This is a genomic window from Limnobaculum eriocheiris (genome assembly GCF_021010575.1).
GTDB lineage: Bacteria > Pseudomonadota > Gammaproteobacteria > Enterobacterales > Enterobacteriaceae > Limnobaculum > Limnobaculum eriocheiris.
In genome coordinates, this window is record NZ_JAJNAG010000058.1 from 1 (window position 1) to 16,706 (window position 16,706).

At 44.2% G+C, this 16,706-nt stretch carries 17 protein-coding genes and 2 pseudogenes; 8 read left to right on the forward strand and 11 right to left on the reverse strand.

The genetic code is table 11. From position 1 onward, the window contains the following. The 4 genes and pseudogenes from LPW36_RS16115 to LPW36_RS16130 form a co-directional block, all read left to right on the forward strand. Positions 1–106: IS1 family transposase (locus LPW36_RS16115; RefSeq protein ID WP_230609480.1), on the forward strand; the 106-nt coding region annotated here is incomplete at its 5' end. 213 nt (positions 107–319) lie between these two features. Next, a complete protein-coding gene (gene ychF, locus LPW36_RS16120; protein ID WP_230611432.1) occupies positions 320–1,411 on the forward strand; it encodes a redox-regulated ATPase YchF in 1,092 nt (363 codons plus the stop codon). Positions 1,412–1,605: 194 nt separating this feature from the next. Next, positions 1,606–2,529: pseudogene (locus LPW36_RS16125) on the forward strand (tyrosine-type recombinase/integrase); the annotation flags it as partial. Positions 2,530–3,089: 560 nt separating this feature from the next. After that, a complete protein-coding gene (locus tag LPW36_RS16130; RefSeq protein WP_048216229.1) occupies positions 3,090–3,701 on the forward strand; it encodes a GntR family transcriptional regulator in 612 nt (203 codons plus the stop codon). 53 nt (positions 3,702–3,754) lie between these two features. Here LPW36_RS16130 and fucO read toward each other — a convergent pair whose 3' ends face one another. The 7 genes and pseudogenes from fucO to LPW36_RS16165 form a co-directional block, all read right to left on the reverse strand. Next, positions 3,755–4,906, reverse strand: coding sequence for a lactaldehyde reductase (fucO, locus tag LPW36_RS16135; RefSeq protein ID WP_230611435.1), 1,152 nt, complete (start codon positions 4,904–4,906; stop codon positions 3,755–3,757). A gap of 79 nt (positions 4,907–4,985) precedes the next feature. Beyond that, complete coding sequence (locus tag LPW36_RS16140) at positions 4,986–5,882, reverse strand: dihydrodipicolinate synthase family protein (RefSeq protein WP_230611438.1); 897 nt, start codon at positions 5,880–5,882, stop codon at positions 4,986–4,988. A 29-nt stretch (positions 5,883–5,911) separates the two neighbouring features. After that, a complete protein-coding gene (locus tag LPW36_RS16145) occupies positions 5,912–7,012 on the reverse strand; it encodes a mandelate racemase/muconate lactonizing enzyme family protein (RefSeq protein ID WP_230611441.1) in 1,101 nt (366 codons plus the stop codon). Positions 7,013–7,060: 48 nt separating this feature from the next. Beyond that, positions 7,061–8,056 carry an aldo/keto reductase gene (locus LPW36_RS16150; protein WP_230611445.1) on the reverse strand — a complete coding sequence of 332 codons (996 nt, stop codon included), beginning with the start codon at positions 8,054–8,056 and terminating at the stop codon, positions 7,061–7,063. Between the two features lie 28 nt (positions 8,057–8,084). Continuing rightward, a complete protein-coding gene (locus tag LPW36_RS16155) occupies positions 8,085–9,464 on the reverse strand; it encodes a PTS transporter subunit IIC (protein WP_230611447.1) in 1,380 nt (459 codons plus the stop codon). Between the two features lie 13 nt (positions 9,465–9,477). Beyond that, positions 9,478–10,326, reverse strand: coding sequence for an amidohydrolase family protein (locus tag LPW36_RS16160; RefSeq protein WP_230611450.1), 849 nt, complete (start codon positions 10,324–10,326; stop codon positions 9,478–9,480). Between the two features lie 210 nt (positions 10,327–10,536). Then, positions 10,537–10,686: pseudogene (locus LPW36_RS16165) on the reverse strand (IS3 family transposase); the annotation flags it as partial. A gap of 290 nt (positions 10,687–10,976) precedes the next feature. On the opposite strand from LPW36_RS16165, the gene LPW36_RS16170 reads away from it, so the two are divergent. Next, a complete protein-coding gene (locus LPW36_RS16170; protein ID WP_230611453.1) occupies positions 10,977–11,474 on the forward strand; it encodes a hypothetical protein in 498 nt (165 codons plus the stop codon). 168 nt (positions 11,475–11,642) lie between these two features. Here LPW36_RS16170 and yajD read toward each other — a convergent pair whose 3' ends face one another. Together yajD and LPW36_RS16180 are read right to left on the reverse strand one after the other, a co-directional pair. Then, entirely contained in the window at positions 11,643–11,987 is a 345-nt protein-coding gene (gene yajD / locus LPW36_RS16175; protein WP_140917913.1) for an HNH nuclease YajD, read from the reverse strand. Between the two features lie 177 nt (positions 11,988–12,164). Next, entirely contained in the window at positions 12,165–13,358 is a 1,194-nt protein-coding gene (locus tag LPW36_RS16180) for an amino acid aminotransferase (RefSeq protein WP_230611456.1), read from the reverse strand. A 291-nt stretch (positions 13,359–13,649) separates the two neighbouring features. Here LPW36_RS16180 and cobO point away from each other — a divergent pair, with 291 nt between their 5' ends. Continuing rightward, positions 13,650–14,249: a cob(I)yrinic acid a,c-diamide adenosyltransferase gene (gene cobO / locus LPW36_RS16185; protein ID WP_230611459.1), complete on the forward strand. Its 600-nt coding sequence runs from the start codon at positions 13,650–13,652 to the stop codon at positions 14,247–14,249. A gap of 93 nt (positions 14,250–14,342) precedes the next feature. Here the strand turns inward: cobO and LPW36_RS16190 are convergent, their stop codons facing one another. Continuing rightward, positions 14,343–14,900, reverse strand: a complete 558-nt coding sequence (locus tag LPW36_RS16190; protein WP_230611462.1) for an acyl-homoserine-lactone synthase — start codon at positions 14,898–14,900, stop codon at positions 14,343–14,345. A 97-nt stretch (positions 14,901–14,997) separates the two neighbouring features. After that, positions 14,998–15,426 (reverse strand): DUF4902 domain-containing protein, encoded by a 429-nt coding sequence (locus LPW36_RS16195; protein ID WP_230611466.1) that lies wholly within the window; start codon positions 15,424–15,426, stop codon positions 14,998–15,000. 284 nt (positions 15,427–15,710) lie between these two features. Between LPW36_RS16195 and LPW36_RS16200 the strand changes: the two genes are divergently transcribed. Together LPW36_RS16200 and LPW36_RS16205 are read left to right on the forward strand one after the other, a co-directional pair. Further along, entirely contained in the window at positions 15,711–16,421 is a 711-nt protein-coding gene (locus LPW36_RS16200) for a LuxR family transcriptional regulator (RefSeq protein ID WP_230611468.1), read from the forward strand. 210 nt (positions 16,422–16,631) lie between these two features. Then, the coding region (locus LPW36_RS16205; RefSeq protein ID WP_338085967.1) for an IS1 family transposase at positions 16,632–16,706 on the forward strand (75 nt) is incomplete at its 3' end.

The window sequence follows — 16,706 nt, forward strand, 5'->3', positions numbered from 1 at the left end:
AACCCATCTTAAACGGTTGACCCGCAAGACTATCTGCTTCTCAAAGTCAGAAGAAATGCACGATAAGATCATCGGATGGTATCTGACGATCAATCATTACCACTAAATCTGCGTCACGACCCTTTTTACCATCAATGCTTAAGCCTTTACTGGAAATGGTAATCTAAACGCTTTAACCCTCCCCCTGCTTCATCCATTACGCTCACCCAATTAGCGATAAAAATCTTATAATGTGTATAATAGCGCATCAATTTAGAGAACGTTGAGCAAGACATTGATTAACTTGCTGATATTAAACAATTTTAAGGTGAGATGAGTTATGGGATTTAAATGCGGCATTGTTGGATTGCCTAACGTAGGCAAATCAACCCTGTTTAATGCGTTAACGAAGGCGGGTATCGAAGCGGCGAACTTTCCGTTCTGTACAATTGAGCCTAATACTGGTGTCGTACCCATGCCCGATCCGCGCCTCGATCAACTGGCTGAAATTGTTAAGCCACAGCGCATTCTGCCAACTACCATGGAATTCGTGGATATCGCCGGTCTGGTTAAAGGGGCTTCCAAAGGAGAAGGCCTGGGCAACCAGTTTTTGACCAATATTCGTGAAACCGAAGCTATTGGCCATGTCGTGCGCTGTTTTGAAAATGACAATATTATCCACGTATCAGGCAAAGTCGATCCGGCGGAAGACATTGATATTATCAATACCGAGCTGGCCCTGTCCGATCTGGAAACCTGTGAACGCGCTATTCATCGCGTACAGAAAAAAGCCAAAGGCGGTGATAAAGATGCCAAAATTGAACTGGCTGCCTTAGAAAAGTGCCTGCCACATTTAGAGAATGCCGGCATGCTGCGCGCTCTGAATCTGGATAGCGAAGAGAAAGCGGCTCTGCGCTACTTAAGTTTCCTGACTTTAAAACCAACCATGTACATTGCCAACGTTAATGAAGATGGTTTTGAAAATAACCCTTATCTGGATAAAGTACGCGAAATTGCTGCGGCTGAAGGTTCTGTTGTGGTTGCCGTTTGCGCTGCCGTTGAATCCGACATTGCCGAGTTGGATGACGAAGAGCGTGATGAGTTTATGACAGAAATGGGCCTGACTGAACCGGGTTTAAACCGCGTTATCCGTGCCGGTTATGAACTGCTGAGTCTGCAAACCTACTTCACCGCCGGTGTTAAAGAAGTTCGCGCCTGGACCATTCCTGTCGGCGCTACTGCACCTCAGGCCGCCGGTAAGATTCATACCGACTTTGAAAAAGGTTTTATCCGCGCTCAAACTATCGCATTTGAAGATTTCATCACCTATAAGGGTGAGCAAGGCGCTAAAGAAGCCGGTAAAATGCGTTCAGAAGGGAAAGACTACATCGTTAAAGATGGCGATGTGATGAATTTCTTGTTCAACGTCTAATTTGCTTCTGTTGTCTCATGCGATCTCAGCGAATCGCATGAAGACTGGAAAACCCCATAAAATCCAAGCAGTTGCGTGGATTTTTCTTTTCATAATGTCTCAACTCATCTCATAACAGCGCAGTCAAAAATGAGTACAGACATGAGTACAATCAGTTTTCATCTTCATTTTAGGTGAGTACAATAGCGGTATAAGAGTTAGATAAGATCCGCAAGGTCAACGACGCATCCAACACCTTTGAGCTGATCTCCAAAGAGTGGTTGCAGATGAAAGACTGGGCCGAAATCACCAAAACTCGCCGCCTTGATATGCTTGAGCGTGTAGTTTTCCCCGCCATCGGCAAACTTCCTATCAGGGAAATCACTCCGCACCACATTCTTAAAATTCTTCAGGAAACGGCTAAGCACGGCGCTCCGACCGTTGCCGCTGAAGCCCGCCGCACCATTTCATCCGTTTTTGAGCTGGCGGTGGCGACGCTCAGAGCAGATAGCAATCCTGTCTGGCCGGTGCGTAAGGCGATTCCGGCAAACAAAATGCAGCACAAACAGGCATTGAATCCGCAGCAAATCGGGAAGCTATTAAGCTGTTTTGACAACAGCCGTGGCTCATACCAGGTTAACTATTGCATGTGGCTCATGTGGTGGACGCTGGCGCGACCAGCCGAAGTAACTGAGGCAGAATGGACAGAATTCGATCTCGATAACGCACTGTGGACTATTCCGTCAACGCGAATGAAAGCCCGCAGAGAACACGTTATTCCCCTTCCCTCCCAGGCTGTCAACATGCTCAGAACGCTACAGGGATTAACCGGGCATCGACAGCACCTTTTTCCGGGCAGGGATAATCCGCTAGGTCCAATGACATCGCACTCGCTGCGCCAGCTACTTAAAAGCCTCGGCTGGAGTGGCATTTATAGCCTCCATGCTACCAGAACTACAGGAAGTACGCGTTTAAACGAAATGGGCTATCGATCTGATGCTATTGAGGCCCAACTTGCGCACGCTGATACCAACAATGTTCGTCGCACATACAACCATGCAACTTATCTTGATGAGCGTAAAGTGATGATGCAGGAATGGGCTGATATGTTGGACAAATGGGTAGCAGGATTCGAGTAGAACTTACTGCACTTAGAGAACCACGAGGATAGAACTCATTCCTCAGGATCCACTTTGTGCCAGAAGCGGGCACTGTTCACAATATCGAGTTAATCATTGGAATGTTGAACGCTCCCATTAAAAAATTTCACAGTATCTAATATATGAATCACCACGGGTTTAACAGACACCTCAGAGTCATTTAAAATGGCTTAAAGAGAGGTGCATATGAGCAGTAAGCGTTATCCTGAAGAGTTTAAAATTGAAGCAGCCAAACAGGTTGTCGTGAGTAAAAAAACATCATCCGTAGAAGGATGTGGCTGCGCTGACAACAGAAGATCGAAATGGAGGATTTTACACTTCAACAACCACTCATCGGTTTGCGAAACAGTCGCTGTTACGGGCTGTTAGTCTGCAAACCCACCTTAGCCGTTCGGAGGACTGATTCAGACAGTGCTGGCTGAGGCGTTGAAACACAAGCTAATTCGTTGCACAACCAAGCTTACCCATTGATTTCATAGTGACAAGGGGCTAATTTGTATCTCATTAAACATGATTATGACCCTCATTAAAGCCAGACTATGAACATCAGCGAAAAAACATATCATCAATTGAAGGCCAAAATCATCGCCAATGAGTTGGTGGGGGCTATCTCAGAAAATGAGCTATGTCAGGAACTTAATGTCAGTCGAACGCCGTTGCGTGAGGCTTTGTTTCGTCTGATGACTGAAGGCTGGATTGAGCCTTCCAAAAATAAAACGAAAACCATTAAGCCTATTACACTCAGTGAAATACGCGATATTTTTCAGATCCGAAAAGACATTGAAATTATGGTATTGAATTTGTCATGGGAGAACCAGGACCCGCAACGCTACCAGACAATTAAAGATAAAATTGAAGTCGGTTTTCATGATTCGAATGTGTCTTTATTACTCGAAGCTGATAACGAACTACATGAACAAATGCTATCCGATTGCCACAATGCTATTGTGACTAAAACGCTGACCTTCATGTATGACCGGTTACGCATGCTGCGTTCAGACAAAATGAAAAATGATTCAATCATTGATTCATCCAAAGAACATTTGAAAATTTGCGCCGGTATTATTGCCCGTGATATAGAACAAACCCGTGAAGCCATTGCCCACCACGTCAACAACTCCTACAACCGCCTGTTCTCCAGCTTTAAATAGGCTATGCATATAACATGACCGGTATTTCTACCGGTCATGTGGAAAGTTAAAAATTAGTAGAGCTGTCGGTACAACGCCTTAATCTCTTCAATACAGGTATCTCGAGGGTTTCCACCGGTACAGATGTCCGCCATTGCCGCAACGGCCAATGCATCGATATCTTCATATTTCATGCCGATATCGCGCAGTCGGGCAGGAATATTTACGTCTCGGTTAAGCTGTGCCACGGCTTCAACGGCCGCCTGACGCGCCTCTTCGATCGGCATCACCATGGCCTGAGTATTGCCCAAAGCCTTCGCAATCTGGCGATATTTGTCTCCTGTAAACTCAGCATTGTAAGCCATGATATGCGGCAGTAGCACCGCATTGGCGACGCCATGCGGTGTACCATAGAATGCCCCCAGAGGATGGGCCATCCCATGTACCAGACCCAATCCGACATTAGAGAAGCCCATCCCGGCAATATACTGCCCCACCGCCATGCCTTCAGCGTCCTGGGCTATTCCTTGTATCGAACCGCGTAGCGAACGCCCTATCATCTCAATCGCCTTCAAATGAAGCGTATCAGTTAATTCCCATGCCCCTTTCGTAATATATCCTTCGATTGCATGAGTCAGTGCGTCAACACCGGTTGCCGCCTTTAAACTGGGCGGCATACTGGCCATCATGTTAGCATCAATAATAGCAACGATCGGAATAGCATGAGGATCGTAGCAAACGAACTTACGTCGGTTCTCTACATCGGTAATCACATAGTTAATAGTCACCTCAGCTGCAGTACCCGCGGTCGTTGGAATGGCAATCATCGGTACAGCGGCATTTTTAGTGTCAGCCCCACCTTCGAGGCTGCGGACATCGGCAAACTCAGGGTTGCTAATAATTATCCCTACCGCTTTGCACGTATCCTGCGGTGAACCACCACCAATGGCGACCAGGTAATCCGCGCCCGCCTGACGAAATGCCTCAACACCTTGCTGCACGACGTCAATCGTAGGGTTAGGTATGACCTTATCAAAAATTTGGTAAGGCAACCCTGCGCTATCAAGAATATCAAGGACCTTGGTCGCCACATTAAACTGGATAAGATCGTGGTCAGTAACTACCAGCGCTTTTTTAAAGCCTCGCTTTTTAACTTCATCAACGATAGCGTTAATTGAACCCACGCCAAAATATGATGTTTCATTTAATATCATTCTATAAGACATATTCTATACCTTATAACAGAGAGGTATAACAGCAATACCGTATTGCCGTAGCATAATGTATGCTGTTATTGATTTTTGATTATTTGATACTGAACATTATGTCGATCTGTTGCGATTCCTGACGGGTTAGTTCCCCCGCGAAGCTTCTTGATTTTTCCCCAGAATACTGAAACTTATGAGCCACCGCAGTTTTAATTGTGGTAACAAAATCATTACCAATATTATAAATAGCAGAAAGTCGGCTTATCTCACGCTGTATGCCAGTAAGCTGGGTAAGATCATTTTCATCCCAGGCTTTAATTGCCTGCACAAAAAGTTCGGGACAAATATTATTTAATCCTGAAATAACTCCCGCGCCACCCGCGAGAAGATTTGGGATGAGATATTCATCATAACCGGACAGAACAACAAAATCGTCTCTAACGGACGCGACTGACTGAATGATGGCGCGAGTATGAGAGAGGCAATCAACAGTATCTTTAACACCCACAAAATTGGGAAATTCTGCCGCTAATTGCGCCACCAGTGCCGCGTCCAGATCGCATCCAGTTCGGGCAGGAAAATTGTATGCGAACCATTTTCCATTCAGGCGCTGCCCCAGATCGCGGTAGTATGCCAATAGTTGGGCCGGCGTTTGTTGAAAATAGTAGTGAGGTAGAATCATCACTGCTTGATACCCGCAATGCCAGCCCTCTTCTGCCAGACGTATCATATCCGCCATACAGGTAGCTGAGATATTTGCCACCAGCGGCAGCGATGACATTTTCCGTGCCTCACGGATAAGCATCAGTCGTTCATCCAGCGTTAATGCGGTGAACTCCCCAATACTTCCCATTAGCAATACGACATGAGTCCCAGCCTCTTCCAACCGTCGCAAATGCTGCTGCAGTGCCGATAAATCAATATTTCCTTGTTGATCAAAAGGCGTAATTGATGGACACCATGCACCGTGAAATTGAGCATGATTTTCAGACATAATATATTCCTGAGAAAATAAAAATTGGTTTATTCAATGACATGGTAAACAACAGTATCAGTCTGTATTTTCTGCCAATCCCACTGAATACCCAAACCGGGCTCTTCTGGCGGGAAAGCATATCCTTCGCGAATATCTACCTTATTCAGAGTGACACTATCGAGCTGTGGGATATATTCCAGCCAACGGCTATTAGTAATGGCACAACATAATGATATATGCAATTCCATCAAGAAATGCGGACAAACAATTTTGTTAAAGCATTCCGCCATATGTGCAACTTTAAGCCATGGTGTAATACCACCAATACGAGCCACATCAACCTGAATAATATCTGCGGCATTATTCTGTAAATACTCTTTGAAGTGCTGGATAGAATAAATGGACTCACCCACCGCGACAGGAATGGTGGTTGACTCACACAATTTCTCGTGAGAATCAACATCATGCGCCAGAAACGGCTCTTCAATCCATGAAAGATTAATATGCTCCAACAACGCTGCTCGCTGTTTGGCTTCCGAGAATTTAAACGCCTGGTTGCAATCAGTCATGATCACGTACTCATCACCCACCGCTTCACGTACAGCAGTCAAACGCTCGATATCACGCACAGGACTTTCAGAACCAATTTTGATTTTAGAACCGCAGAATCCCTGCGCCTTAACGGCCAGCGCATCATCAACTAATTCCTGAGTACTTAAATGCAGCCAGCCCCCTTCGGTGGTGTATAACTTCATGCGCGACTTCGCGCCACCTGCGACTTTATACAGCGGCAAATTCATGCGCTTACACTTCAAGTCCCATAATGCGGTATCAATGGCTGCCAGTGCCAGAGACGTAATGGCGCCAACCGAGGTCGCATGAGTTGAGAACAGCAATGATTCCCAGATGCCCTCAATCATCGTCGCATCCTGACCAATCAATTTCGGTAACAGGTGATCTCGTAACAGCGCAACCACAGATGAGCCGCCGGTGCCAATGGTGTAGGTATAACCTTCACCTATTTCTCCACTCGATGTTGTTAAACGAATAATCGGCGTCTCTTGTGATACAAAAGACTGAATCGCATCGACACGTTTCACTTTAGGTTTCAAATCAACCATAAAGATTTCGGCTTTAACTATTTTCATTACATCCTCAATATCTGTTTATTTTTTTCGCAAAGTTACAAATGATGCTTACTGAATACCAATACTGGCCAGTTCATCCCACAATCCCTGCGGAATATCCCAGTTAGCCCAGGCAAAATTAGTCAACGCTTGCTCCACGGATTGAACGCCGCAGGTTACGGTGACCACATTTTGGTTTCTTAATGGGAATTGCAGCGCCGCGGCGCCAATCGGCACGGCATGTTTTGCACATAACGCTTCTATCGCATTTACTTTTTCAATAACCTGCGCTGGCGCGGAACCGTATTCATACAACGCCTTAGATTTATCTTTCGCGACTAAAACTCCGGTAGCGAAAGGCGCTGCAACAGCCACCGAAACATTGTTGCTTTCACATTTAGCAAAGAACGCCTGGCGGTCTGTTTCCAGCAGGTTGTAGCGGTTGGCGAGCATTAAGATATCCGGGGCAGCGTTATCCATCACCTCCATCAGGATTGCCTCTTCATTCGCGCCTGCGCCCCAGGCTTTGATATCGCCATTGCGCTTTAGCTCTTCTAATGCCTTCTGCCCTGACTCACAGAAGGTTTTAAAATGTTGGCGTTCCAGTTCCGTATTACCGTAGGTATAAGTGCCGAGATCGTGTACATAGAGAATGTCGATATAACGGGTTCCCAGGCGCTGGATAGAGTTTTCGTATGAGCGCATGATGCCCTCATAGGAGTAATCAGCCTGTCGGTTAAAAGGGTTCTCATCATAAAAAAATTCCCCTGCTTCAAGGCCTGGCTCTTGTTTCCGGGATTGCAGCAGACGGCCAACCTTGGTGGACAAAACATATTCGCTACGCTCCAGTCCGCGTAATCCCAGACCTAAACGCAACTCAGAAAGTCCGCTGCCATAATGTGGTGCAGTATCAAAGTAGCGCCAGCCAACCTGAATGGCCTTATCAACAATGTCCATGGCTTCGTTATTGCTCAGCGTTCTGAATAAATTAGCCAGACTGGCCGCGCCGAAGGTTAAAGAAGGTACACTAAGTCCTACACTTTTAATTGTATTCTGAGTAATCATAATATTCCCCTGATGTTTATCAGTATTCTTAGTCAACTTTGTTTGCAGTTAATGAGGTCGCTGCCGTTGATTTATTATTAATATTGAAAATCAACTTCAGCACATAAATAATCATCCCGGTCACTACGATAGAAAAAAGACACAAGAGTGCAGGATTCATTCCTTTTAACAGTTCGAATATTTTGTAGAAAATATAGGATATAGCATGTGAACCACCATCAATTGATGAGGCCATCATCTCTTTTGGCACATTCAGTTGCGCCTTTTCGGCCAAAGCCTGCGACACAACAGCGAGATCCGAACCAAACCATAGGATCCCACACACGATGACAATGCCATTAATTAATCCACGGAACATGTTTCCGTTGCATGCAACCGTGCCAAAGACAACAAATATCGGCAGATAAGGAATATCGGCGAATGGCATCATGGTATTAAAAGGCAAAATAGTACTAATCAGGATAGTGAGTGGTACCATCAAAATACCTACAGACAATACCGCAGGATTTTTAAAAGCAATTTCGCCGCTGATACCAAAATAAAGTGACTTTGTTGGAAAACGTTTCTTTACCCATTCTGAGGCAATTTCAGTAATCGGTACCAGACCACTGACCAGCACCCCCGCCATCGTCGGCAATAACACCATTACCGCCGCAAAATTCATCCCACTCTTAATAATATCGCTGAACGGTAGCGCGCCAAGCATACCGATAATCACCCCCAGAATGGCTCCCATGGCTAACGGACTACCAAAAAAACCTAGTTTGGCTTCAATTTTGCTGAGATTAAGGTCAATTTTGTTAATCAACGGAATACGATCAATTACACGATCCATTAAAAATGCCAGCGGAGCCCAAGCGACGATCTCCGCCTGAGTAATAGTCACGTTCGGCGTGTCACAGAATTTCTGCACATGTGGGGCAATGTAATCGGCGATTTTTAGCGTAATAATAAATGTGATCCAACTGGCGAAAATCCCCATCCAAAATGAACCCGTCACCTGTTCAACAATGATTCCGGCAAATACAAAATGCCAATAATTCCAAAAATCAACGTTAAGGGTTTTGGTGGTGTTGGTTGAAATCATCAACAAATTAGTGGCAAAACATAACGCATAAACAATCGGCAGAGAGAGCGCAGCCAGACTGAAGGCGCTAATTAGCGGCCAACCCAGATCCAACACTTCATAATGAAGATTGAGGTTTTTTACCATCGCTTCTGTCGAGCTGCTGAGTGATGTCACCATAAAACCAATCAGCAACGAAAGACCGAGAAAACCAATACCTACCGTCATTGCATTTTTCGCCGCGTCGGCAAGTTTCGCGCCAAAGAGCACGGCAAATAAAAACATAATCATTGGAATGACCACTGCCGGGCCAAATCCGAGAATATATTGAACGACTTCCATAAGTGCCCCCCTGTTACTTTAATGAGTAAACCTTCTCTGCCACGCGATAAAAAAAGTTATCGCTGGAAAGAGTCTGGTGAGATTGCAGGTAGTTCTGGTAAAGCCCTAAAGTATCGGCGTACGGTAATGCCAGTAGAGAAACTGGCCAGTCGGATCCATACATCACTCGCTCATGGCCAAATGCGGCAAAAACCGAGCTAAAATAAGGTTCAAGCTCCTGGCTCGCCTGCTCAGGTCCCGTCCAGCGGGCGTAATCTGCTTCCGTGACCAGGCCTGATAGTTTGCAAAAAACATTGCTGTAAGCCTCACCAATCAACATTAACTGTTCACGCCAGCGGGTAATTTCCCCGTCGCGAACTGCGGGTTTTGCCGCATGCTCGATAACAAAGGTCACCTCTGGGCAAGCAGAGATAAGCTGACTTGCCGCCTCCAGCTGTTGGTGCGTAACCAGCAGTTCATACACCACCCCCTGCTCCCCAACACAGCGAACCCCCTGAATAAATTGCGGGGTCACTAAATGACTCTCAGGCAAGCCTTGAGACATATAGCGGATCCCTTTCAGGTAGCGGGATTTTCTCTGCAGTCTCTGCAAATCCTCTGCGATCTCAGCCCCGTGGTTTATATCCACCCATCCAACAACACCTTTTACTTCATCGTGGTGCTCAGCTATATCCAGCAGCCATTCGGTCTCCTCAATTGAAGGGATGGCTTGTACTAAAATGGCGCCTTCGATACTGTTTTCAGCCATTACCGCCTGCAAATCGTCAATAAGAAAATCACGGCGAATTGCCGCCAGATCGTCTGTAATCCAGGAAAAATGTTCCCCCTGGCACTGCCAAACATGGTTATGGGTATCAATCACTCTCATACTCACCTTTCTGTATTCTAATTGTATACAATAAGAATACAATAAAAGTCTGTGATTAAAAGGCAACCACGGAATGCACTATCTGAGTACGGGATCACAATTTTCACGGTTTATCTGTAGGCTAAAAAAGGGGACGTAAATGCCTATAACCGCCGTAGAATCCGATGTCACTGAGCTGAACTATTGCATGTGGTTAATGTGGTGGACGCTTGTACGTCCTTGAATACCGTAGTGTTTTTGAGCCTGCTTATAGGTGAAATCGCCGTTTTCAACTTGTTCCACAATAGCTAATTTAAAGCCTAATGTGTAATCGCGTTGAGTTCGTCTTATAGGCTTATTGATTGGGTTGTTCATATTAATGTCCTTTATGTGTAAACACATTTCAGGACGGGTCACACAGCTAAAAATAGCCTACTGGCGATGTCGTGCCTTCAGATGTAGTTATAATCTGCACCGCAGGCAGTGCGTTGCATTTCGTGCAAATAAGGTGCCGGATTGAGAAAATAATGACAGGGATTATTTTTAACATCCTCACAGAATTTGGCACAAAATGGTACTAATGTGTAAATTGGATTACTCTCTAGCTTTCTATAACTCCCGGCACGATGGTTTTTAATCCATCGCAGTACTGACAGGAATAATGCATGGATATCGTAAAATATCCCTACAAAATAAATCGATTGTTTATTTTAATGGGTATCGGCTTTTTTGGCTGGTTAACCTGGTTTTCATATAATCAAATCAATAATACCAGGCAATGGCTGGTTGTTGGACAGTCTGCTTCAGTGACCGCTGAACAGGCCAGATACCTGCTTTCTGCTACCGCGTTGATTTTTGCCCTGCTGACGCTAATGGCATTTATAATATTGCTGAACAGCTTTTCTGAGCGCCAGAACGTTATCTTCACTTCTGATTCCATCAATTACCCTAAAGGTCACGTCAGGCCAAAGGTGATTACCATCATGTATGGTGATATTCGTGAACTGGAACGGGTTAATGCCCAACACAATGAAGCATTAGAAATTACCACCGGACAGGGTAAATACCGTATTCTGAAAAGCATGCTAAAGAATCAGCAAACTTTTAATGAAGTGTGTGAACGGCTACAGCAGATGGCCGCCCCTTTTATTACTGTCGTTTAGCCGCTAAGTAAAAATCCGCCTTCATAGAAGGTAATGCCGATCGTTTAAGAATACTTGCACGATCGGCATTACGCCCACAGGACGTAGTTCTCAGTCAGAAATAAAAACGATCGGTCATCAATATAGTTATTCTTTGATGAACGATCGTTTGTGATACTTTTGCTTTGACTATTTTTTATTCATCAAATCGCGCAAATTAGCAAACGGGTTATGGGTTGCCAGTCCCTGATCCTGTTGAGCATCTTCACCAGCCACCACCGTTGAGCCATAAATATCCGCTTCGGTATACTTCGAGTGCTCATGATCGTGACAAAACAGACAGAGCATCTCCCAATTGCTGCCATCTTCCGGATTATTAGAGTGGTCGTGATCGATATGATGCACCGTCAACTCCCTTAAATTGGAATAAACAAACTCTCGGGAACATCTGCCGCAAACCCAGGGAAACAGCTTCAGGGCTTTTTCACGATAGCCATTTTCAAGTTTGGCGTAGTTCTTTGGTATATAGGCCATATCAAACCTTCAGATTAAAAAATCAAAACCTTGTCTGCCCGATATCTTATAGTTAAACCCCCTGGCTTCACAAACAGAAAAAGCAGATGGCACCGACGCATTCAACGCCTGTCTGAGCGTGTTATCGTAACGATCAAAATATCCCCTGAAATTTCTTCATCAGGCTGAAGGTATTCATTACAATACTTCAGAAAATGCCTTAGCCACTCGCTCAACATTGGCTCCGTTTAATCCGGTCAGGCACATACGACCATTTCTCACCAGGTAGATAGCATATTCATGCTTTAATCGGTCAACTTGTTCTGGTGTTAAGCCAGTATAGCTGAACATGCCGGTTTGCTTCACCAGATAGCTTGAGTCACGCCCTGGTAACGCCTGAGTCATGACATCGACCATCTTTTGACGCATTTGTAAAATTCGGGAGCGCATTTCTGCCACTTCACCAATCCACATCGCTTTTAGCTGCGGATCGGACAAAACGGTAGCAACAACCTGAGCACCACTTAAAGGTGGGCTCGAATAGTTACGGCGAACCGTCGCCTTAAGCTGCCCCAGTACCCGATTAGCTTCTTCAGCGTTATCACAGAAAACGGAAAGCCCGCCGCAGCGTTCGCCATAAATAGAAAAGTTCTTTGAGTAGGAGTTAGACAACAGGCAAGCAATACCCGCTTTAGCAACGGCGCGAATAGCGTATACATCCTCATCCAAACCTTTACTAAAGCCCTGATAAGCAATATCCATAAAAGCGATTAGTTCGCGTTCTGCCAATACCTCAACCACCTTATCCCACTGCTCAGGCAGCAAATCAGCTCCCGTTGGGTTATGGCAGCAAGGATGTAGTAGTACAATACTTTTTGTTGGTAACGTTTTCAGAGTTGCCAGCATCTGTTCAAAAGCAACACCGCGAGTTTCGCTGTCAAAATAAGGATAGCGATTCACCTTAATACCCGCGCCTTCAAAAATCGCCACATGGTTATCCCAGGTAGGATTACTGACCCATACCTCTGACTCCGGGAAATAGGTATGCAGGAAATCTGCCCCTACTTTTAATGCACCTGAGCCGCCCAGCGTTTGAATTGTTGCCACACGATTAGCCACTAACGCCGGATTATCCTCGCCCAATAACAGATTCTGAGTTACCTTACGGTAAGTTGGCATACCATCCATGGGTAAATAGACCAGAGGGTCGTGATTGGTTTTAAACAATCTTTCTCTTGCCTGAGATACCGACTCTAAAACGGGGATTCGCCCCTGCTCGTCATAGTAAAGACCAATGCTTAAGTTCACCTTTGACTCACGCTTATCTTTAGAAAATTCTTCCATCAGAGAAAGAATTGGATCCCCGGCATATGCATTAACGTGTTGAAACATTCCCTACCCCTTAAGTTGACTGCGCTTTTCCTGATATTGGCCATTGATAAATAATTGGCAAAAATAAGCATCATTCGTCTTTTTTAGATCGAACAGATAAAAGGTGCGAAAACAATAGAGTCAATATAAATCAATAGCGCATGAATCTGGTTTAGTCCCACATTACCCTGAAAGTAAAAAACTCGCCAGTGGCATGATAATACCGTTTTTATCTAATCGGGATATTACTGGATAACAAGTAAAATTCGTTGCAAGCTTAACCCTTGTGATTATCAAAAGAGCCAACTTATCATGACCACTCAAAACGACCAGCGTTATCAGCAGCGCCAACAAAAAATTAAACAACAGGTAGATGAACGGATTGCTGCTGCGACTCAGGATCGCGGATTACTGCTGATATTGACCGGAAATGGTAAAGGCAAAAGCACAGCCGCCTTTGGCACCGTCGCCAGAGCCGTTGGTCATGGACAGAAAGCGGCCGTGATTCAATTTATAAAAGGCTCCTGGGCGTGCGGAGAACGAAATCTGTTATCTCAGCATGGCGTAGAGTTTCAGGTAATGTCGACTGGCTTTACCTGGGAAACACAAAATAGGGCCAGTGATACATTAGCGGCTCAGGAAGTGTGGCAGCACGGCAAAAAAATGCTTTCCAATGCGTTATTAGATTTGGTGGTATTGGATGAGCTGACTTACATGATTACCTATGATTATATTGCACTGGATGAGGTCATACAGGCACTTCAACGGCGCCCACAAGGGCAAACTGTTATCATTACCGGACGAGGATGTCATCGTATGCTGATTGAAATGGCAGACACGGTTAGCGAGATACGCCCGATAAAACACGCATTTGATCAGGGATTGCAGGCAAGACAGGGAATTGACTGGTGAAATAGCAAAAAAAACTAAATAGCCAATAAATATTGTTGTCAGCATAATTTATTGGCTATGAATATCGACTCAACCGGTTGATGGAGAATGCTGCTATCTCACGTCAATGATGCAGGCAATAACCGGATGACCATCGACCAATACTGGTGGCCCACCACGGTGTACTTTATAGCCTAATCCTTTGATTAACCGTTCCACCGCTAACGGGGAAACCGTAACGATGGTTTTCACATTATACTGGGCAAGATAATTTATTGATTCTTTTAATAAACCCGCGGCAACGACTGATGAAAGACTGCCCCGCTGCTTCTCTAAAGCTGACGAGTTCAAATCCAGTGCAGAAAAGCGGGATATTTCCCAGATATAAGGAGAATTCGGCGGGTGGCTTCCATTTAGTAGCTCAGGAAACACTTCACTTAACAAATAGGGTTCCGTTGTCGGTAACAATCGGGAGCAACCAATTATCTCTTTCTGGCTATTTCTGGCGATAACGTACACGGTATCTGGCTTATCAAACTGGTCTCGTTCATATCCGATGGGCGTATTGAGCTCCCAACCCAGCTTTTCAACAAAAACCTTATAGCGATACGCAGCAAGCTCATTTTCTAATCCAGAAGGTAAGTTACTTGGCGAACCTGATAAAAATTCCATGATATATTTTCCCACTTTGTATATTTATTGGAAAAATATATTAATAATATTGGATTAGTGATCGTAACCTGACAAATCTACCAGCTATCAGACCTGGTTACTGAGTGATAGACTGAAATATTTTTTCATTCCAGTCGATTTCAGCAATTTTGCTATCAAGTTGTCGCTGAACATAGGTTTCTTCATCGATTTCATTTTGCAGTTTTTCGTCCATATGGAAGGCAATATTGCTAAAAACAGGACCAATCTTTACATACTGACAATTGGCGTTTTCATAACGCAGTTCCCAATCCCAACCAATTGATAATACGGGAAATCCATGACTAACCCATTCGGTATAACCCGTAATGGCAGTCATCACGCCCCCCTGAAAGCGCAAATTTTCAGGTTCCGCATGTGCGGCAGAATAGAGGTGGGTGAATTCAACATCTTTAAAAAAATCAAGATCGACTTTGACCCGATAATCCACTCCGTTTGTATGGCACACATCATTATTGTCCATATTAATATCTCTCTTCTTCTGCACACCCATCTCCTTAAGTGTTAAACTTCGGTATTCTAAGTTGTGATCAAGCTTGGTTAGTACAACATATTTTATTTACAGCTCAAAATTATGATATTAGTATACTAGTTACTGCATTCGGTCAGTTGTTTAAGTATATTTATTTTTATTGTGCACTGGCTACCTGACGGGCTTAGTGTATATATTATAATTAAGAGTATAAAAATTTGTCATGTCGTTGCCTTGTTAAACGATATCGATTTCCCATCAGTTTATTTCTAAATGTGTTGCTATCGAAGGAAGCGGTTTTGAAAATTAATTTATATCGAACCTATGAAAATTTATCAAAAACCAAAGATAAAGAGTCCTTCTTTAAAACATTACAAAAAGCAGCCAGCGATTTGGGATTTGAATATTGTGCTTATGGAGTAAGACCCATATATCCATTATCGGCCCAGCAACCTCAAGTCATTAATAACTACCCTCTCGGCTGGAATCAGGCTTATCTGACCAATAATTATTTTGAAATAGACCCAACCGTACAACATGGACTACGCTCAACACAGGCTCTATTCTGGGAAGATGACCTGTACCGCACTTCTCCCTATTTTTGGGAAGAGGCAAAAGCTTTTGGTATTAACCATGGAATTTCTCAGGCCCAAAAAGATTGTATTGGTCGTGTCGGAATGTTAACTTTCGCCAGCCCCGACCAGCATTACACATCCAAGACTTTACTTATTCAGGCACCTTCTCTTATCTGGCTTTCTCAAATTGCTCACAATCGTCTGGCAGACTACCTTTTGCCACAAGAAAACCATGATGCCGATTACCAACTAACCAAACGAGAAAAAGATATTCTACGCTGGACAGCTGAAGGTAAAACTTCAATTGAAATAGCCATCCTGATGTCTATCAGTGACAGAACCGTTAATTTCCACGTTAATAATATTCTTAAAAAACTATCTGTTTCCAATAAGACCGCCGCCACAGTTAAAGCGATGGTACTTAATCTGTTATAGATTGTATGTCTGAGTCTGAATCATAATAATATTATTCTCTAATTTCTGCCGAATTATTTTCTATTTAAAAGCAATTATCATCGTTGACACAACACAACCAGAATAATGTTTCATTATTCTTTTTTTATCATCCTAATTGTCATCTGGCATAAACAATTAGGTCGTGACGCATATTTAGTGTTGTGGTATTCTTCGCCCTTTGGATGATTGATGGCAAAGATTGATGTAGTTTGTCCCCGCTGTTCTGAAACGAGTGATGTGATCCGAAACGGTCATTCCACCTCC